Origin of the sequence: Pseudonocardia pini (assembly GCF_013870575.1) — a bacterium.
GTDB classification, from domain to species: Bacteria; Actinomycetota; Actinomycetes; order Mycobacteriales; family Pseudonocardiaceae; genus Pseudonocardia; species Pseudonocardia pini.
Genome location: NZ_JACBXB010000025.1, coordinates 1 through 18,963, shown reverse-complemented (window position 1 = coordinate 18,963; position 18,963 = coordinate 1). Strand labels below are relative to the sequence as shown.

General features: G+C 72.1%; 21 protein-coding genes. 18 read left to right on the top strand and 3 right to left on the bottom strand.

The window, feature by feature from the left end; genetic code table 11:
• Positions 1-534: hypothetical protein (locus H5J29_RS03430; RefSeq protein ID WP_220186930.1), on the bottom strand; the 534-nt coding region annotated here is incomplete at its 3' end.
• Positions 531-1,217 (bottom strand): response regulator, encoded by a 687-nt coding sequence (locus H5J29_RS03425; RefSeq protein WP_181779426.1) that lies wholly within the window; start codon positions 1,215-1,217, stop codon positions 531-533. The genes H5J29_RS03425 and H5J29_RS03430, both read right to left, overlap by 4 nt.
• A 165-nt stretch (positions 1,218-1,382) precedes the next feature.
• On the opposite strand from H5J29_RS03425, the gene H5J29_RS03420 reads away from it, so the two are divergent.
• From H5J29_RS03420 to H5J29_RS03360, 13 genes are all read left to right on the top strand, one after another.
• Positions 1,383-2,084: a CPBP family intramembrane glutamic endopeptidase gene (locus tag H5J29_RS03420; protein ID WP_181779425.1), complete on the top strand. Its 702-nt coding sequence runs from the start codon at positions 1,383-1,385 to the stop codon at positions 2,082-2,084.
• Positions 2,085-2,216: 132 nt separating this feature from the next.
• A complete protein-coding gene (locus H5J29_RS03415) occupies positions 2,217-3,296 on the top strand; it encodes an alpha/beta hydrolase fold domain-containing protein (protein ID WP_220186929.1) in 1,080 nt (359 codons plus the stop codon).
• Positions 3,297-3,414: 118 nt separating this feature from the next.
• The gene (locus H5J29_RS03410) at positions 3,415-5,391 is read left to right on the top strand and encodes a flavin-containing monooxygenase (RefSeq protein ID WP_220186928.1); all 1,977 of its coding nucleotides are present in this window, start codon (positions 3,415-3,417) and stop codon (positions 5,389-5,391) included.
• A gap of 5 nt (positions 5,392-5,396) precedes the next feature.
• Positions 5,397-5,951 (top strand): nuclear transport factor 2 family protein, encoded by a 555-nt coding sequence (locus H5J29_RS03405; protein WP_181779424.1) that lies wholly within the window; start codon positions 5,397-5,399, stop codon positions 5,949-5,951.
• A 68-nt stretch (positions 5,952-6,019) separates the two neighbouring features.
• Positions 6,020-6,955, top strand: a complete 936-nt coding sequence (locus H5J29_RS03400) for a transporter substrate-binding domain-containing protein (RefSeq protein WP_181779423.1) — start codon at positions 6,020-6,022, stop codon at positions 6,953-6,955.
• Entirely contained in the window at positions 6,952-7,869 is a 918-nt protein-coding gene (locus H5J29_RS03395) for an amino acid ABC transporter permease (RefSeq protein WP_181779422.1), read from the top strand. Before H5J29_RS03400 ends, H5J29_RS03395 begins: the two co-directional genes overlap by 4 nt.
• A complete protein-coding gene (locus tag H5J29_RS03390; RefSeq protein WP_181779421.1) occupies positions 7,866-8,648 on the top strand; it encodes an amino acid ABC transporter ATP-binding protein in 783 nt (260 codons plus the stop codon). Before H5J29_RS03395 ends, H5J29_RS03390 begins: the two co-directional genes overlap by 4 nt.
• Positions 8,645-9,838, top strand: coding sequence for an alpha-hydroxy acid oxidase (locus tag H5J29_RS03385; RefSeq protein WP_220186927.1), 1,194 nt, complete (start codon positions 8,645-8,647; stop codon positions 9,836-9,838). Before H5J29_RS03390 ends, H5J29_RS03385 begins: the two co-directional genes overlap by 4 nt.
• 118 nt (positions 9,839-9,956) lie before the next feature.
• Entirely contained in the window at positions 9,957-10,913 is a 957-nt protein-coding gene (locus H5J29_RS03380; RefSeq protein ID WP_181779420.1) for a cyclase family protein, read from the top strand.
• Entirely contained in the window at positions 10,910-11,818 is a 909-nt protein-coding gene (locus H5J29_RS03375) for an SDR family NAD(P)-dependent oxidoreductase (RefSeq protein WP_181779419.1), read from the top strand. The genes H5J29_RS03380 and H5J29_RS03375 overlap by 4 nt, the downstream gene beginning before the upstream one ends.
• A 20-nt stretch (positions 11,819-11,838) precedes the next feature.
• Positions 11,839-12,345: a hypothetical protein gene (locus tag H5J29_RS03370; RefSeq protein ID WP_181779418.1), complete on the top strand. Its 507-nt coding sequence runs from the start codon at positions 11,839-11,841 to the stop codon at positions 12,343-12,345.
• Between the two features lie 7 nt (positions 12,346-12,352).
• A complete protein-coding gene (locus tag H5J29_RS03365) occupies positions 12,353-13,978 on the top strand; it encodes a long-chain fatty acid--CoA ligase (RefSeq protein ID WP_220186926.1) in 1,626 nt (541 codons plus the stop codon).
• On the top strand, positions 13,975-14,859 hold the full coding sequence (locus H5J29_RS03360; RefSeq protein ID WP_181779417.1) for a TIGR03619 family F420-dependent LLM class oxidoreductase: 885 nt from the start codon (positions 13,975-13,977) through the stop codon (positions 14,857-14,859). The genes H5J29_RS03365 and H5J29_RS03360 overlap by 4 nt, the downstream gene beginning before the upstream one ends.
• Positions 14,860-14,865: 6 nt before the next feature.
• Here H5J29_RS03360 and H5J29_RS03355 read toward each other — a convergent pair whose 3' ends face one another.
• Positions 14,866-15,435, bottom strand: coding sequence for a TetR/AcrR family transcriptional regulator (locus H5J29_RS03355; protein WP_181779416.1), 570 nt, complete (start codon positions 15,433-15,435; stop codon positions 14,866-14,868).
• A 139-nt stretch (positions 15,436-15,574) separates the two neighbouring features.
• Between H5J29_RS03355 and H5J29_RS03350 the strand changes: the two genes are divergently transcribed.
• The 5 genes from H5J29_RS03350 to H5J29_RS03330 all read left to right on the top strand — a co-directional run.
• Positions 15,575-16,720 carry an acyl-CoA dehydrogenase family protein gene (locus H5J29_RS03350; RefSeq protein WP_181779415.1) on the top strand — a complete coding sequence of 382 codons (1,146 nt, stop codon included), beginning with the start codon at positions 15,575-15,577 and terminating at the stop codon, positions 16,718-16,720.
• Positions 16,704-17,498, top strand: coding sequence for an SDR family NAD(P)-dependent oxidoreductase (locus H5J29_RS03345; protein ID WP_312858038.1), 795 nt, complete (start codon positions 16,704-16,706; stop codon positions 17,496-17,498). Before H5J29_RS03350 ends, H5J29_RS03345 begins: the two co-directional genes overlap by 17 nt.
• 33 nt (positions 17,499-17,531) lie before the next feature.
• Positions 17,532-17,723 (top strand): ferredoxin, encoded by a 192-nt coding sequence (locus tag H5J29_RS03340; RefSeq protein WP_181779414.1) that lies wholly within the window; start codon positions 17,532-17,534, stop codon positions 17,721-17,723.
• A 6-nt stretch (positions 17,724-17,729) separates the two neighbouring features.
• Complete coding sequence (locus tag H5J29_RS03335) at positions 17,730-18,704, top strand: phosphotriesterase family protein (protein WP_181779413.1); 975 nt, start codon at positions 17,730-17,732, stop codon at positions 18,702-18,704.
• A partial coding sequence (locus H5J29_RS03330; protein WP_181779412.1) for an FAD-dependent oxidoreductase occupies positions 18,704-18,963 on the top strand: 260 nt, incomplete at its 3' end. The genes H5J29_RS03335 and H5J29_RS03330, both read left to right, overlap by 1 nt.

Below are 18,963 nucleotides of genomic sequence, written 5' to 3'. Positions count from 1 at the left end.
GAGGACCACCGCCCCCAGCTCGTCGGCGATGCGCCTGCGCTCGGCGCCCACCAGCTCCGCCTGCCGCACCCGCTCGGCGGCGGCGTAGCGGCGCTCGTCGCGCTCACGGGCGACCCGACGCAGCCGCCCCAACGCCCAGAACACCGCCGTGACCAGCACCGTCGTCGCCACGAAGCCCACCGTGAACCCGGGAGGCGCCGACCACCCCACCACGCCCAGGGAGAGCGCGAACCCCACGGCGAGGACGACGTCGTGCCCGCCGTGCAGCCCGACGAGGAGCGCGAGCAGCGGCCACACCGGCAACCCGGGCCCGAGGCTCAGACCCGGCAACGTCGTCGCGATCGCGACCGCCGCCGTGGCGGCCACGGGGGACGTGCGCACCAGGAGGAGGGCGGCCACGTCGACGAAGGTCCCGACCACCGCGAGAGCGGTCGCCGCGGTCGACCAACCGGACCCGAGCACGGGGACCACGACGGCCGCCGTCAGTGCCGCGGCCGCGACGTCCACGCCTGCCGGACGCCGCAGGGCGATCATGCGCCCGGTGCCCGACCGGTCAGCCCGGTCTCGAAGGCGTGCACGACGAGCTGGACCCGGTCACGCAGGCCGAGCTTGAGCAGCAGGCTCGACACGTGCGTCTTGACCGTCGACTCGGCCACGACCAGCGCGGCGGCGATCTCGGCGTTGCTCATCCCGCGGGCGACCAGCCCGACGACGTCGCGTTCGCGCCCGGTCAGCGAGACCGGCGCAGCGGTCGGTGGGGCCTGCGTCGGTGGGGCCTGCGTCGGTGGGGCGTCGGAGCGCACGAAGGCCTCGATCAGCCGCCCGGTGACCTCGGGCGCGAGCAGGGAGTGCCCGGCGTGCACGGTGCGGACCGCCGCGCACAGCTCGTCGGGTTCGATGTCCTTGAGCACGAACCCGCTGGCACCGGCGCGCAGGGCGTCGAACACGTACCGGTCCAGGTCGAACGTCGTGACCATCAGCACGCGCACCCCGAGCTGTCGCCCGACGATCCGGCGCAGCCCCTCGATCCCGTCGCAGCCGGGCATCTGCACGTCCATCAGCACGACGTCGGGCCGCAGCTCGTCCGCCCGGCGCGCCGCCTCGGCCCCGTCGGCGGCCTCGCCCACGACCGAGATGTCGGCCTCCGCGTCGAGCACGACCCGCAGGCCCGCACGCACGACCGCCTGGTCGTCGGCGAGGAGCACCCGGATCGGCACGCGCCGATTCTGCCCCCGCCACCCGCCCCGCCGCCTCCTCCGTGAGGAGGAGGTACCGGAGGAGGAGGCACCCGCCGAGGTCCCGTCCCACGACGGAAGCGCCCGACCACCCCCGGTTCCTAGCGTCGTGGGCACCTCGAACCGACTCGAACCCGGAGGCCCGCGATGTCCACACCGACCGTCACCCGTCCGCTCCCCACCCCCGAGCTCCCGCCGCGGCGCTCGCCGGGGTGGCTCGAGTTCGTGCTCACGCCCGTCGGCCTGCTCGCCTTCGACGTCGTGGTCGGTCTGGGGCTGCACGCCGCGGGCTGGGGCGAGAACCTCCTCGTGGTCCTGCTCGGCACGGTCCTCGGCACCTTCGCCCTGGTCGGGCTGCTGCTCGCCCTCCGCGTCCGGTCACTGGAGCCGCTTCGCCTGCACCTGCCCGCCGTGCGCTGGATCGTCGCGGGCGCGGCCGCCGGAGTGGGTCTGCGGCTGCTGTGCTTCCCCCTCGGTCTGGCCTGGCAGGCGCTCACCGGCGACACCACCAACCCGCAGCAGTTCCTGTTCGACGCGGTCACCGCCGGAGGCTGGAGCCTGGTGATCATGCTCCTGCTCGCCGGGCTCGCCGTCCCGCTCGCCGAGGAGATGCTCTACCGCGGCGTCGCCTACTCCGCCCTGCGCCGCTACGGGCCGGTCGCCGCCGCACTCGGCAGCTCGGCGGTGTTCGGCCTGCTGCACATGGCCCCGGTGGTGATCGTCGTGGCCTTCCTCCTCGGCCTGGTGAACGCGGTGCTGGTCGAGCGGACGGGGTCGCTGTGGCCCGCGGTCGCGAGCCACGTCGTGTTCAACCTGAGCGCACTCGTCCTGGCCGCCACCCTGTTCTGAGCCCCGCACCGGAAGGTCGACCACGAATCGGTCAGGCGCCGCATAGACAAACCCGTCGTGGTTTCAGTAATCTACCTACCGACCGGTCGGCAGCGCTGAGACGCAAGTTCCCCAAGGATGAGGAAGGGTGCGATGACCGACTCCATCAGGACGTCTTCACTCGCCGAGGCAACCCGGGCAGAACCCCGTTCCCTGCGCGACGACCCGCGGGCGGACCCGCGGATGGTGCAGGCGCTGGCGGCGTTCCAGCTCGACGGGGCCACGGCGGGCCCGCCCCTGACACCGGCGGACGACCGCGAGGCTCTGCTGGAGTTCTGCGCCGCCACCGAAGGGGGCTTCGACGCCGTCTGGGAGGCCCTGGTCGCGGGCCTGCCCCCGGTCGAGGGGGTCATCTCGTCGACGACGACCATCGACGGTCCGGGCGGGGAGCTGAGCCTCTACGTCCACCGACCGGCGACGGCGTCCGGCCCACTCCCCTGCATCTACCACCTGCACGGTGGCGGCATGGTGGTGCAACAGGCCGCGAACGACCTCTACGTCCGGTGGCGGGACGAGCTCGCCGCGACCGGCCTGGTCGTGGTGGGCGTGGAGTTCCGCAACGGGGCCGGGAAGCTGGGCCCGCACCCCTACCCCGCGGGGCTGGACGACAGCGCGGCAGGGCTGCGCTGGGTCCACGCCCACAAGGAGGAGCTGGGCGTCTCCGGCATCGTGGTCAGCGGGGAGTCGGGGGGTGCGGGGCTGACCCTCGCCCTGGCCCTGCGCGCCAACCTGGAGGGCTGGGCGGACGAGATCGCCGGCGTGTACGCGCTGTGCCCCTACATCCTCGGCACCTGGGCGGACGACCATCCCGAGTACCCGTCGCTGACGGACAACCAGGGCTACTTCCTGCACACGGACATGTTCGCGATCCTCTCCGAGGTCTACGACCCCGGGCGCGCGCACGTGGCGGACCCGCGGTGCTGGCCCGCCCGGGCGACCGATGCCGACCTGGCGGGCCTGCCCCCGCACGTCATCTCCGTGAACGAGCTGGACCCGCTGCGCGACGAGGGCCTCGCCTACTACCGCAGGCTGGTGGCGGCGGGCGTGCCCGCGCTGGCCCGCACGAACGCCGGCGTCTGCCACATCGCGGACGTCATCTTCCCGACCGCCCTTCCCGACCTCTACGCGACGAGCATCGCCGCGATCTCCGGGTTCGCGAGATCCCTCGGCTGAGCCCGCGCGCAGCCCTCGCTCCACCCCACTCGACCTCGCGCCCCGTCCGCGGGCTCCGGCCTGCGGACGAGGCGCCCTCGACCCTGCCCGCGTCAGACATCAACGAGGAGATGACGCCGTGTCCGACGACTCCGATCTCATCACGTCGACCGACGACCAGATCGCCGAGGCCGTGGAGTTCGCCGACCCGATGGTCCTGCGAGCGCTGCTCTACCAGCTCACCGGGGACGAGACCCTGGCCGCGACGAAGACCGCCACGATCCCCTTCGGGTTCCTGGAGGCCCAGAGCGTCATCGATCCGGAGGATCTGGCCACGATCCGGCGGAAGGCGGTCGAGTTCCTCACCGACCTGCGCGACCGGGGCGCACCCCCGGTGGACATCGGTCCCACGGAGCGGTTGGCCACGAGCATCAACCTCTGCGCGGGCGCCGAGATCTCGGGCCTGCAGCTCGAGCTCTGGCAGGAGGAGATGGCGATCGACCCGTGGGCCCGGGGTGTCGAATGGCGGTCCCGGCCCGCGGAACCGGTCCTGGAGAACTTCTCGGTCGTCGTGATCGGCGCCGGGATGGGTGGGCTCAACGCCGCGATCCACCTGAAGCGCAACGACATCTCGTTCACCGTCCTGGAGAAGGACGAGGGGGTGGGCGGTACCTGGAACCAGAACCGCTATCCCGGTGCGCGGGTGGACACCCCGAGCCGGGGCTACGTCCACACCTACGGCGTCGACTACCCGTTCACCAGCGCGTTCGCCGAGCGCGCGGCGAACGAGGAGTACTTCAACTGGGTCGCGGACGAGTACGAGGTCCGCAAGAGCATTCGGTTCGGCACCGAGGTGCGGTCCCTGGTCTGGGACGACGGGGACCGGGTGTGGATCGTCGAGGCGGAGGGTCCGGACGGTCCGCTGCAGATCCGCGCCGACGCCGTCGTCAGCGCGGTGGGCTTCCTGTCGCGGCCGCTGGTGCCCGAGTTCCCGGGTGCCGAGACCTTCGCCGGGCCCGCCTTCCACACCTCCGAGTGGCCGTCCGACCTCGACGTGCGGGGCAAGCGGGTCGCGGTGGTCGGCAGCGGGGCGTCCGGGTACCAGCTGGTGCCCGCGCTCGCGGGCACCGCGGAGCGGACGATCCTGGTGCAGCGCACACCGAACTGGTGCTACGACATCCCCGGCTACCTCTCCCCCTTCCCGCCCGAGGTCGTCTGGCTGGACCGGAACCTGCCGTTCCACACCAACTTCACGCGCCTGCGCGGGGGCTGGATGTTCGGGCCCGAGGGTCTCGGGAAGGCGTTCCAGGTCGATCCCGAGTTCGACGACCCCCACGCGCGCAGCCCCATGAACAAGCGCATCAGGGACCAGCGCGTCGCGTACCTCCGCACGAAGTTCGAGGGCCGCGACGACCTCTTCGAGGCCATGCTGCCCGAGGCCCCGCCCATGTCGGCGCGGCCGATCCTGGTCGACTCGGACTACAGCGTCTGCGACGCACTGGTGCGCGACGACGTCGAGCTGGTCCAGGGCTCGATCACCCGGGTGGTGCCGGAGGGGATCGTCACGACCGACGGACAGCACCACGACATCGACGTGCTCGTGTGGGCGACGGGCTTCCGGGCGAACGACTTCCTCTTCCCGATGGACGTGCGCGGCCGCGGCGGCGCGACCCCGGAACAGCTGTGGCAGGCCGACGGCGGCCGCGCCTACCTGGGCGTGCTGCTCCCGGAGTTCCCCAACCTGTTCATGATCTACGGCCCCAACACCAGCCCGACCGGCGGTCTCAACGTCGTCGACATGGAGGAGCTCCAGACGCGGTTCGCGGTGGACTGCATCCTCGGGCTGCTCGAGGGCGACCGCCGCACGGTCGAGGTCGAGGCGGAGGCCTACGCGCGCTACAACGCCGAGATCGACCGGCAGGAGGCGACGCGGACCTACAAGGACCCGCGGGCGAACAACTACTACACCAACGAGTTCAACCGCTCCGCCGTCAACTGCCCGGTCGACGCGCGACAGATGTGGGCGTGGCTGCGCAGTCCCGCCCGGCGCCGCGACGACATCCCCGAGGTGGCGGGCATCAAGCCGTACTTCGGCGGCGACCTCCGGACGGGGTGACGGCGATGGGGACCGGACTGCGACGCCTGGCGGTCGGCATGGTCGTCGCGAGCACCGTCGTGGTGGGCGGCTGCGCCTCGCCCCCACCGGAGGGCGACGTGTCCGCCCAGGTGCGGGAGCTGACGGATCGGGCGGAGATCCTGAACCTCTCCACGATCTACTCGGACGGCGTCGTGCACGGCCGGATCGACGACATCATGTCGGTCTTCGCGGACGACGCGTCGACCGAGGTCCCGGCGGACGCCCTCGTGCTGGACGGCGCCGCACCGGCGGACGCCGAGCCGATCCGGACCGACGGCGCTGCGGCCCTGCGCGCGCAGTACACCGGGATGGTGGAGAACCTCCACCCGCTGCCTGCCGTCGGCCTGAACCGGATCGTCACGCTGGAGGGGGACACCGCGACCGGGCGGAGCATGTCGATCATCCGCTTCCGCGACAACCCGAACCTGATCAACCTGGCGAACTACGAGGACGAGTACCGGCGGATCGACGGCCGGTGGAAGTTCACCCACCGGGTGATCCGGGTGCAGAAGTTCGAGCAGCAGACGGGCAGCGGCTGAGGGCCGCGCCGCACCACCTGGGGCGGGCGGCGTCGGCGCGGCCCACGGAACCATCGAAGGGTTTCAGCATGAGTGACACGGTGATGTCGGCGCGACATCGACCACGGGGCGCCGTCGCCGTCTCGGTCCTGCTCGTCGCGCTCCTGGCACTGGCGGGGTGCGGCGGCTCGGGCGGGACCACCGACACGGCGGCTCGGGACCAGGGGGCGGAGGACGCCGCGCTCAGCGCACGACTCCCCGCCGAGGTGGCCGACGCCGGGTCGATCCGCATCGCCACGTCGCTGGCCTCGCCCCCGGAGTACTTCACGACGAACGCCAACGAGCCCACCGGGTTCCTGGTCGACGTCCTGAACGCCGCGGGGGCGAGGCTCGGCGTCACGATCGACTTCGCCGTGACGCCGTACTCGGGCCTCGGCCCTGCGCTCGACGCCGAACGGGTGGACGCGGCGATGGCGTTCTCCGTCAACCCCGACAACCTGCAGAAGTACGACATCATCCCGGTCTTCGACGCCATCCAGGGATTCCTCGCCAAGAAGGGCGGCGTGCCCGCCGCCCGGGACGCGGCGAGCCTGTGCGGCAAGAAGATCGCCCTCGCCATCGGGGACCTGAGCTCGGAGGCCATGGCCGCCGAGGCCAGGTCGAGCTGTGCCGCGCTCGGCGCACCGGAGCCGACCGTCGACGGCTACCCCGCGGCGGCCGCCGCACAGACCGCTCTGCGGTCCGGCCAGGTCGACCTGCAGATGCTGAACTCGATGAGGGGCCAGTACATCGCGTCCCAGGAGCCCGCCTTCGAGACGTTCGTGGTGGACGAGCTCGCGCAGCGGGTCGGCACCCGGCAGCTCGGCATCGCGCTCCGCAAGGGCGACCCGGCGCTCGGGGAGGCGTTGACGGCGGCGATCCAGTCGGTCCGAGACGACGGCACCTACGAGACCATCCTGGCGAAGTACCGGATCGACGCGGCAGCCGTCATCCCGACCGGGCCCATGACCCTGGCCGTCCGTTGACGGCGACCCGGACCGCGGGCGGAACGGAGGGCGCCGAGGAGGTCATCCCGCCGTCGGTGCAGACCGCCGAGAAGGTGCGCTGGGGTCGGTGGATCGCCGCAGCGGTCGTCCTCGTGGTGCTGGTCCAGGTGGTCCTCGCGGCCGCCGTGAACGAGAACATCGAGTGGTCGGTCGTCGGCGACTACCTGTTCGACCCCCAGGTCCTGCACGGGCTGCAGACGACCTTGCTGCTGGCGGTGTCCGCGGAGGTCATCACGATCGTCCTCGGCCTGCTGCTGGTCTACGCACGGCTGAGCTCGAACCCGCTGCTGCGGGGCTTCGCGGGCGCCTACGTCTGGTTCTTCCGCAGCGTGCCGCTGATCGTGCAGATCCTCCTGCTCGGGAACCTGGCGCTGTTCGCGCCGGACGTCTCGGTCTCCATCCCCTTCACGTCCGTCGTGCTGTTCAGCCAGGACACCAACGACCTGATCCCCGCCGCCACCGCCGCCGTGCTGGCCCTGGCGTTGCACGACGCCGCCTACAACGCGGAGATCTTCCGCTCGGGTATCGGCTCCGTCCCGGAGGGCCAACGCCGAGCGGCGAGTGCCCTCGGGCTCACGTGGTGGCAGACGCAGCGCAAGGTCGTTCTGCCGCAGGCGTTCCCCGTCATCATCCCGCCGGCGGCGAGCCAGTTCATCACCCTGCTCAAGTCGACGGCACTGGTCTCCGTCATCGCCGTTCCCGACCTGCTGACCGAGGCGCAGACGATCAGCAACCGCAACGCGCGGGTGATGGAGCTCCTCTTCGTGGCCACGGCGTGGTTCATGGTGATGGTCGCCGTCGCCTCGCTCGCGGTCAGGTGGCTGGAGAGGCGCAGCGCCACGCGGAACCGCAGGCTCGCCACGAAGCCGGTCGAGGTCGTGGTGCAGCCGTGACGCCACTGGAGTTCGTCAACGTCCACAAGTCGTTCGGCGCGCACGAGGTGCTGCGGGGCGTCGACCTCGCCGTCGCCGAACGCGAGGTGGTCTGCGTCCTCGGGCCGTCCGGCTCGGGCAAGAGCACGCTGCTCAACACCGCGAACGGGCTCGTGGACCCGGACCAGGGCTACGTCCGGCTCCTCGGCAGCGTCGTCGGCCGTCGCTACGCCCGCGGGAGGCTCCACCGCATCCCGCCCTCGGACCTGGCCCGGCAGCGCCGCGACGTCGGGATGGTCTTCCAACAGTTCAACCTGTTCCCGCACCTCTCGGTCGAGGACAACCTCCTGCTGGCGCCCCGCATGGCGAAGTCCGGCTCTGCGACGGCCCTACGCAGCCGCATGGAGGCCCTGCTCGACCAGGTCGGTCTGCCGGAGAAGCGCCATGCCATGCCGGCCACCCTGAGCGGGGGCCAACAACAACGCATCGCCATCGCGCGCGCCCTCATGATGCAGCCGAAGGTGATGTTGTTCGACGAGCCGACCTCGGCGCTCGATCCCGAGCTGGTGTCCGAGGTCCTGCGCGTGATGAAGCAGCTCGCCGCCGACGGCATGACCATGCTGGTCGTGACGCACGAGCTGGGCTTCGCCCGCGACGTCGCGGACCGGGTGATCTTCGTGGACGGCGGCGTCGTCCTGGAGGACGCGCCACCGGACCGGTTCCTCCAGGCCCCGCAGACCGAACGGGGCAGGGCGTTCCTGGGGCACACGGGTGTGTCGGCGTCGCGGACCTCCCCGTGACGGCCTTCCGGTACCGGCTGCGGAGCCCCACCGGACCCCTCACGGTGGAGGACTACCGCGTCCTGGCCCGCAAGCGCGTCCCCGACATGGTCTGGGCCTGGATCGACTACGGCGCCGAGGACCTGGAGACGATGCGCGCCAACCGGGCCGCGTACTCCCGGTACGCGCTGCGCCGCGAGGTCCTGACCGGCAACGAGCCCCGGGACCTGTCCGTCACCGTCGGCGGGCACGAGCTGTCGATCCCGGTGCTCATGGCACCGACCGGGATCGTCGGACTCACCCACTGGACCGGCGAGCTGGGCGTCGCGCAGGCCGCCGAACGCGCGGAGACGCTCTCGATCCTGAGCACCAGCTCCTCCTACTCCTTCGAGGAGGTGGCGGCGGGCACGCGGAGGGACCACTTCTTCCAGCTCTATCCCTGGGCCGACCGGACCACGAGGGGCCACGACCTGACCCTCTCGCTGATGAAGCGGGCCCAGGACTCCGGCTACCAGGCGATGGTCGTGACCGTCGACGTCCCCGTGCTCGGGAACCGGGAGTTCGAGCGCAGGCGCGGCATGGGCATCCCTCCGGTCCTCACTCCCGCCCGCGTCCTCAGTGGAGCCCTCAGGCCGCGATGGGGGGCGGGGTTCCTCCGCCACCGCCGGGTGTCGGCCCGCAACCTCGTCGAGAGCGTCGGCGCCCGCGCGGCCGTCGCGTCGCTGACCACGCAGTACACGATGATCCGCCCCGAGCTGGACTGGGACGACTTCGCCTGGATGCGGGACCACTGGACGGGGCCGCTGTTCATCAAGGGTGTCCTGAGCGCCGACGACGCCGCACGGGCCGTCGACCTCGGGGCCACGGGCGTCGTCGTCTCGAACCACGGTGGGCGGCAGCTGGACGGGGACGTCGCGACGCTCGACGCGTTGCCCGCCGTCGCGGACCGCGTCGGTGACCGGGCCGAGGTCCTGCTCGACGGCGGGATCCGGCGCGGCAGCGACGTCGTGAAGGCGCTGTGCCTGGGGGCGGACGCCGTCTGCATCGGGCGTCCCTACCTCTACGGGCTCGCCGCGGCCGGACCCGCTGGCGCACACCACGTCCTCGAGATCCTCCGGGAGGAGATCACCCGCTGCCTCACCCTCATGGGCGTCGGGAGCCTGCGGGACCTGGACCGCTCGTGGCTGAGGGCCGCGAACGCCGTCGTGTGAGGGGGCGCGAGGCACCTGTCGGACACCCTGGACAGACGACCGACCGACCGGTAGGGTTCCGTGTGGATCAAGGACGTCCGGTCGCCTGTCCGGGCACGACGAACAGAGGACGCGCATCGTGGTGCTTCCTGATTACGACGACCTGCCGCCCGCGAGCAGGGGCGGACGCAGTGCCTGGGGACTGTTCGGGGCGGAGGACAGCGTCGGCCTGTTCACCCTGCTGACCCCGGAGGTCACCCGCGCGGCGGCCCAGTTGGTGCAGACCGGTGAGGTCGTCCCGCTGGACCTGCCGCTCGACTACTTCGACCCGCCGCTGTTCGGGCGCACGCCGCTGCGCGTCGAGAAGCGGGTGGCGGCCGACGGCCAGGGCATCGACGAGGTCTACCAGGACTTCAACCCCCAGTCCTCGACGCAGTGGGACGCCCTGGGCCACGTCGCCTACGACGAGGACACCTTCTACAACGGTGCCTCGCTCGACGACGTCCTGCACGGGCGACGCAACACGATGGACCACTGGGCCGCCCGCGGGATCGCGACGCGGGGCGTCCTGCTCGACGTGGCCGCCACCCTCCGGGCGCAGGGCCGCACCGTCGACCCGGGCAGCGCCCAGACCTTCTCGGTGGACGACCTGGAGGCGGCACGGAAGGCGGCGGACGTCGAGTTCCGGGAGGGCGACGTCGTCCTCATCCGGACCGGGTTCGTGGCCTGGTACGCCGGGCTGGACGCGGCGGAGCGGACGCGGATCTCCACCCGGGCGGCGCTGACCGCCTGCGGCGTGGAGCACACCGAGGACATGGCCCGGTACCTGTGGAACAGCCACGCCGTGGCGGTCGCCTCGGACGCCCCGTCCCTCGAGGTCTGGCCGATGGACCGCTCCCCCGAGGGCTACCCGTTCGGCATGCTGCACCGTTTCCTGTTGGGGCAGTTCGGCATGGGCATCGGCGAGCTGTGGGCGCTGGACACGCTCGCGGCGCGCTGCACCGAGCTCGGCCGCCACGAGTTCTTCCTGACCAGCGCGCCGCTGCAGACGGTGGCCGGGGTCGGCTCCCCCGCCAACGCGTTGGCGATCCTGTGATCGGGTTCGAGGGCGCGGTCGTCGCGGTGACCGGGGCCGGGCGTGGCCTGGGGGCCGCGTACGCGCGGCTGCTCACCGAACGCGGTGCACGGGTCGTGGTGAACGACCGCGGGACCGCCACCGACGGGTCGGGGTCCTCCCGGTCCACCGCGGACGACCTGGTCCGGGCCCTGCGGGCCGAAGGCGGACAGGCGGTCGCCAACCACGGCGACATCACCGACCCGCAGCAGGCCGCGGGGATCGTGGGCGACGCCCTCGACCACTTCGGCAGGCTCGACGCGGTCATCAACAACGCGGGGATCATCTCCACGACGACGTTCGACGAGCTGAGCGCGCAGGCGCTGCAGCGCCAGCTAGACGTCCACCTCTTCGGCGCCCTCAACGTCACGCGGGCCGCCTGGCCGTCGCTGGTCGAGGCCGAGGGCGCCGCGGTCTTCACCCTCTCGGCGGGCATGCTCGGCTCGCGGCACACCATGGCGTACAACGTCGCCAAGGCCGCCGTCCTCGGGTTGATGCGCAGCCTGGCCACGGAGGGCGCCGCGGTCGGGGTCCGGGTGAACGCGGTGATGCCCGGCGCCGAGACGCGCATGCAGTCGACCGCCCTCGACGCCGACTCCGCCGAGACCGCCGAGCGACGGCGCGTCGGGGTCAACTCCCCCGACAACGCCGCGCCGCTGGCCTGCTACCTGGTGCACGACAGCTGCCCGGCGAACGGCGAGGTCTTCGCCGCCGGGCGTGGCCACATGGCCAAGATCGCGCTGGCCGCGGGCCGGGGGCTGGCCGAGCGGGAGCCGACCCTCGAGGGCGTGGCCGCGGAGTTCGAGCGGATCCGCTCGGCGGACGAGCTGCGCGAGGAGACGGACCTGCTCAGCTACCGGGACCGACTCATCGGCATCTGGAACTGACGACACCGGGAGGGTGCGGCATGAGCGTCTCGTTCGACGGGACCTGGCGGATCGACGTCGGGAGGTCGAAGGTGTGGGACCCGGACCGGGACGAGTACGTGGCCGACGAGGTCGGGGACGAGATCATCACGATCCGCACCGAGGCCGGCGTCCAGGACTACGAGGTCCTCTACGGCGGGGGCCCCACGACCGTGCGGATGGGCTACAGCTCGGTCCTCGACGGGCCGGACTGGGTGCCCTACGAGGTCCGGGCGGTCCTCGGCGACTCCAGCGACGAGGCGATGGCCGCCTTCCGGGAGCGGGTCAAGTCGACCGCCGCGTTCACCCTGGGCACGAGCTACGGCCAGGTCAGGACCGTGTACGTCGACGAACGCACCCACTACCGGCTCTGCCGGGACGAGCACACCGGGGAGGCGCAGTACGTGATGATGCGCCGCCTGGCCGAGGACGGTCGGGCCTACACCGCCTACGTCCTGCGGGCGAACGGCCTCCTCGGCCGCGAGCGCCACTTCGCGCGGGTCGAGTGAGCCGGTCATGATCACCACCACCATGTCGGACGTCCCGCTGTCGCTCTCGCGCGTCCTGCGCCACGGCGCCCGGGTCTTCGGCGGCAGCGAGTGCCTCACGCGGACCGAGGACGGGTTCGCGCGGGCGAGCTTCCGCGAGATCGGGGCGAACGCCGCTCGACTGGCCAAGGCCCTGACGCGGCTGGGGATCGGCCACGGCGATCCCGTGGGGTCGCTGTCCTGGAACACCGCGGCCCACCTCGAGGCCTACTTCGGCGTACCGGGCATGGGCGCGGTCCTGCACACGCTCAACACGCGCCTCACGGGTCGGCAGCTCAGCACCATCGTGAATCACGCCGGGGACCGAGCGCTGATCGTCGACGGCACGCTGGTCGACCAGATCGTCGCGATCCAGGACGAGCTGCCCGGCGTGGAGTTCGTGATCGTGGTGGGCGACGTGCCGGTGGACGCACTGCGCAAGCCGGTCCACCGCTATCACGAGCTGGTCGCGGCCGAGGATCCGGACTTCGAGTGGCCCGAGTTCGACGAACGGTCCGCCGCGTCGATGTGCTACACGAGCGGGACGACGGGCGAACCCAAGGGTGTCGTCTACTCGCACCGCTCGCTCGTCCTCCACGCGATGTCGCTGCTGTCCGTGCAGGCCTACGGACCCCGCGAGGACGACCGCTGGCTGGCCCTGGTCCCGATGTTCCACGCCAACGGCTGGGGCATCCCCTACGCGGCGTTCCTCTCGGGTGCGTCGCTGGTCCTGCCGAACCGGTTCATGTCCGCCGCCGACATCGTCGGGATGGTCGAGACGGCGCGCCCGACCCTCGCGGCGGCGGTGCCGACCCTGTGGGCCCTGGTCCGCGACCACGCCCGCGAACATCCCGCCGACCTGACGTCGCTGCGCGTCGGGACCTCGGGCGGCGCGGCCATCCCCCGGTCGCTCCTGGAGTCGCTCGAGGTGGAACAGGGCGTCCGCATCGTGCAGGGCTGGGGGATGACCGAGACGTCCTCGCTCGCGGGGATGGCCGTCCCGCCACCCGGCCTGGCGCCCGGCTCGCCGGAGGACCTCACGCAGCGGACGGCGTCGGGCCGGGTGCTGGCCGGGGTCGACATGCGGATCGTCGACGACCACGGCACCGTCCTGCCCTGGGACGGGGAGTCGGTCGGTGAGATCCAGGTCCGGGGCCCGTCCGTCACGGCCGGGTACCACGGCGACGTCGCGGCGGAGGCCTTCGATGCGGGATGGCTGCGGACCGGGGACGTCGGCACGGTCGACGACCGGGGCTTCTTCCGGATCACCGACCGGGTCAAGGACGTCATCAAGTCCGGCGGCGAGTGGATCTCCTCCGTCGAGCTGGAGGACCTGCTCCTGGGTGACCCCCGGGTGGCCGAGGCGGCCGTGATCGGCATCCCGGACGCGAGGTGGACCGAGCGCCCCCTGGTCTTCGTGGTCGCCCGGGACGCGGTCGACCCCGCCGAGCTGGCGGGCAGGCTCGCCGACAGCCTCGCCCGCTGGCAGGTGCCGGAGAACTGGGCGTTCGTGTCCGAGATCCCCAAGACCGCCGTCGGCAAGATCGACAAGAACGCGCTGCGCACGCGCTTCCACGCCGGCGGTGTCGACGTGGTGCGCAGCCGCGCCCGGTGACCGCGGAACGCGGGATGAGGTACTGGTACTCCCTGCAGTTCACCGACACCGGCGAGCTGCTCGACCTGGCCCGCACGATCGAACGCGACACCCCGTTCCACGGCGTGTTCCTGGGCGACCACGTGGCCCATCCCGTCGAGATCGACAGCCGCTACCCCAACGCCGCGACCGGACGGGCCGCCTGGCCCGCCGGGACGCACTGGCCGGACCTCGGCGCGGCGATGGGCGCCCTGCTCGCCGCCACCGAGAGGCTGCACGTCACCACGAGCATCATGGTCCTGCCCCTGCGGCACCCGGTCCTCGTGGCGAAGACGCTCGCCACGCTGTCGCAGATCGGACCGGGCCGCGTGTCGGCCGGGGTCGGGGTGGGCTGGATGGCGGAGGAGTTCGCGGCGGTCGGCGTCGACTTCCGCACGCGGGGCCGGCGGAGCGACGAGATGCTCGACGTCCTGCGGCTGCTGTGGGAGGGCCACCCCGCCGGTTTCGCGGGCGAGTTCTTCCGGTTCGCCCCGATGGTGTCGCACCCGACGCCCCGCGCGCCGATCCCGTTGTACGTCAGCGGGTTCTCCCCCGCGGCGATGCGGCGGGCGGTCGCGAAGGGCGACGGGTGGGTCGGCGGCGACACCTCACCGGAGCGGATGCGGGAGGCGCTGCCCGTGCTGCGCACCATGCTGCGGGAGGCCGGGCGGGACCCGGCCTCGTTCGAGATCGTCGCCCTCCTCCGCCCGGATGCCCTGGACCAGGTCGGCAGGCTCCGTGACGACGGCGTCACCTCGGTGTTCTGCTATCCGGAGGCCGAGCGGTACGCCCGCGTGCCGACCCGGCAGGACCTGGTCGACGACGTCCACCGCTACGCCGAGCGGATCGACCGGTGGGTCTGAGACCGCTCAGCCCAGCGGCGGGAGGAAGATGTCGGCGAAGCTGTCCCCCACCTTGTCCGCCGACTCCGGCCCGTTCTGCGAGAACCAGAACACCGACCAGTTGAGCATGCCGAGCAGGGCCAGCCGCACCAGCCGCGGCGGGATCCCGGGCCACCGCCCGTACCGGGTCTGCACCGCCTCCACCGCGCCGTCGAACAGCGCGTCGTACTCGTCCCGCATGCCGACCACCTGCTGGCGCTCGGCCGACGCCAGCGAGCGCAGCTCCACCAGCGCCGTGGCGTGCTTGCTGCGGTCGTCGAGCAGCGCACGCACGTGCCTGCCGATCATCCCCCGCAGCCGCTCCTCGGGATCGGTCTCGGTGACGCCCTCCGCCGCGTCCCGTATGTGCTGCATGCTCGAGATCGACATCTCGTAGAGCAGTGTCTCCTTCGTCTCGATGTGGTGGTAGATCGAGGCCTTCCGCATGTTCATCGCGGCCGCGATGTCGCTCATCGACGTCGCGTGGTAGCCCTTCGCCCAGAACATCTCCGCCGCGGCGAGGAAGATCTCCTCACGCCGCCCGCTCGTCGGACTCACCGCTGCACGCCCCGTATCCACCCATTCACCTTACCGGCCGGTCGGAAGGGTGGCGCCCTCCCCCGCTCCTCGGCCTCACCTTCTAGACAGGTCAACCGACCGGCCGGTAGGCTTCGGTCGACGAAGGAGCGGGTGATCAATGACGAAGTCCCTGTACGGCCGCGAACACCTCGATTTCCAGGACTCCGTGCGAGCCTTCGTCGAGACCGAGGTGGCCCCGAACTACGCGCGGTACTGCACGCAGAGGTTCATCGACCGGGAGACCTGGCTCAAGGCGGGCAGCCTCGGCATGCTCGGGCTGCACGTGCCGGACCGGTTCGGTGGCGGCGAGGCAGGCGACTGGCGGTTCACCGCGGTGCTCCTGCGCGAGCTGGCCCGCTTCTCCGCCGGGTTCTCGTCGAGCTTCGGGATCCACGCCGACATCGTGGCTCCCTACCTCTGCGACCTCACGACCGACGAGCAGCGCGCCCGCTGGCTGCCCGGGTTCGCGTCGGGTGAGCTGATCTCGGCGATCGGCATGACCGAGCCCCGTGGCGGCAGCGACCTGGCGAACCTGGCGACCAGGGCCGAGCGGACCGACGCGGGCTGGCTGCTCAACGGGTCCAAGACCTTCATCACCAACGGCGGACGCGCCGACCTGGTCGTCGTGGCGGCCCGGACGGGCGACGGCCGCGCCTCGTCGAGCATCTCGATGTTCGTGGTCGAGGCGGGGATGGCGGGATTCGAACGCGGCTCCGTGCTCGACAAGATCGGCCAGGCGGAGTCGGACACCTCCGAGCTGTACTTCGCCGACGTCGAGGTCCCCGAGGCCAACCTGCTGGGCGAGGTGGGCCGGGGGTTCGTGTACATGATGGAGCGGCTTCCCCAGGAACGGTTGAACTGCGCGGTCTCCAACCTGGCGAACGCGCGGGGCGTGCTGGACGAGACCCTCGTCTACGCACGGACGCGCGAGGCGTTCGGCACCCCCATCGGCAGCTTCCAGCACAACCGGTTCCTGCTCGCCGAGCTGGCGACCGCGCTCGACGTCGCGGACTCGTTCGTCGAGGACTGCGTGGTCGACCACGTGGCGGGCGAGCTGAGCCCGGTCAAGGCCGCCAAGGCGAAGTGGTGGACGGCCCAGGTGCAGAACGACGTGCTCGACGCCTGCCTGCAGCTGCACGGCGGCTACGGCTACATGCGCGAGTCCTCGGTCGCCCGGCACTGGATGGACGGCCGGGTCACCAAGATCTGGGCGGGCACCAACGAGATCATGAAGGAGATCATCGGACGTGACCTCGGTCTCTGACATCCCGGCCACCGACGCCGAACCGACCCCTACACCGGTCCCGGAGCTGCACGGTCTCCGGACCTGGGTGACCGGTGCGGGTCGCGGCCTCGGGCGCGCCATCGCCGCCGACCTGAGCCGAGCGGGTGCGCTCGTGGCCCTCACCGCGCGCAGCGCGGACACCCTCGCCGACGCCGCCGACGAGTGCGGCGACGGCGCCTTCGCCGTCCCCGGGTCGGTGTCCGACGAGCGGGACCTCGCCCGCATGTCCGACACGATCACCGAGCGCTGGGGTGGGCTGGACGCGCTGGTCCACCTCGCGGGCATCAGCCCGGTGTTCCATCCCGCCGACCGGTTGGACGCCCGGACCTGGCGGGAGATCGTCGAGGTCAACCTCACCGGGACGTTCCTGACCTGCCAGGCGGCCGCCGCGCTGATGGACGGGCCCGGGGCGATCGTGACGACGTCGAGCGTGCACGCCCACACCGGCGCCGCCCGGCTCGCCGCCTACAGCGCGACGAAGGGGGCCGTGGAGTCGCTGACCCGCGCGCTGGCGCTGGACTGGGCGGGGCGCGGCATCCGGGTCAACTGCCTCGCGCCCGGCTACTTCGCGACGGACATGACCGAGGACCTGCGCCACAGCCCCCGGCAGAACGAGCGCCTGCTCGCCCGGATCCCCCAGGGACGCATGGGGTCCCCCGAGCAGATCGTGGACGTCGTCCGGCTCCTCGTGGGCCCGGGGGGCAGCTACATCACCGGATCAGTGATCAGCGTCGACGGCGGCTGGGCCGCCGCGTAGTACCGCGTGGGAGCGGCAAGGGAAGGAGCGAGTGTGCGAGTCGAAGTGGACTGGGCACGGTGCGACGGGAACGGCGCCTGCGTCGTCGAGGCCCCGGAGGTCTTCGACCTCGACGACGACGACGCCCTCGTGGTGCTGGACCCCGAGCCGTCGACGGCCCTGCGCGACAAGGTCTCGGCCGCCGCGTCCGCGTGCCCGAAGCGCGCCCTGACGATCGGGGGCTGACCCGCGATGCCGACCGTCGACACCGTCCGGGGACCCGTGGACGCGGGTGCGCTGGGCCGGACGCTCATGCACGAGCACGTGGTCAACGTCAACGCCGAGGTCGACCGGGACCAGCCGGCCATGAGTCTCGGCGGGCGCCGGGCCGAGGTCCTCGCCGAGGTGGTCACCGCGCTGCAGGCCGTCGTCGACGCCGGGATCTCCACGTTCGTGGACGCCACCGCGGTCGGGCACGGCCGCGACGTCGGGTTCCTGGCCGAGGTGAACCGGCAGGTCGACCTGCACATCGTGGTGGCGACGGGGGTGTACACCTTCGACGAGCTGCCGAAGATGTTCCACTACCGCCCCCGCGGCGGACGTGACGCGCTCACCGAGCTCTTCGTGCGCGACATCCGGGACGGCATCGCCGGCACGGAGGTACGGGCGGGCATCATCAAGGTCGCGACGGACCGCCAGGGCGTCACGCCGGACGTCGACCGGCTGCTGCGGGCGGCCGCCGCCGCGCACCGCGAGACCGGGGTCCCACTGACCACCCACACCGCGGTGGCCCACCGCACCGGGCTCGACCAGCAGCGGATCCTCGCCGAGGAGGGCGTCGACCTGTCCCGGGTGGTGATCGGGCACAGCGGCGACTCCACCGACCTGGACTACCTCCGGGAGATCCTCGACCGGGGATCGCTGATCGGCGCCGACCGCTTCGGCCTGTACCTGCCGGGGCGGCTGGGTCCGGACGAGCGCATCGGCGTGGTCGCCGACCTCTGCGCCCTGGGCTACAGCGACCGCATCGTGCTGTCCCACGACAAGACGCTCTACTCGGACTGGTGGGCGGACGGCAAGGGCCCGCAGGTGCCCGAGTGGGTCCACACCCACATCAGCACCGATGTCCTCCCCGCGCTCCGGAAGCGCGGCGTCGACGACCGCATGATCGAACAGATGATGGTCGACAACCCGCGACGCGTGCTCGGCACGACGGGGGCCTACTGATGCGGCGCGTCGCCGTGGTGGGCGCGTCGCTCGCGGGGGTCGAGGCCACCCGGGAGCTCCGGCGCCTCGGCTTCGCAGGCGAGGTCGTGGTGTTCGGCGGCGAGGCGGTGAGACCCTACGACCGCCCGCCGCTGTCCAAGGCCGTCCTCGCGGGGACCGCGACCGCGGACTCGACCGTCCTCGAGCTGGGCGAGGCCGCCGAGGCCGAGTGGCGGCTGGACACACCGGCCACGGCCCTCGACGCGGCGAGGCGGACCGT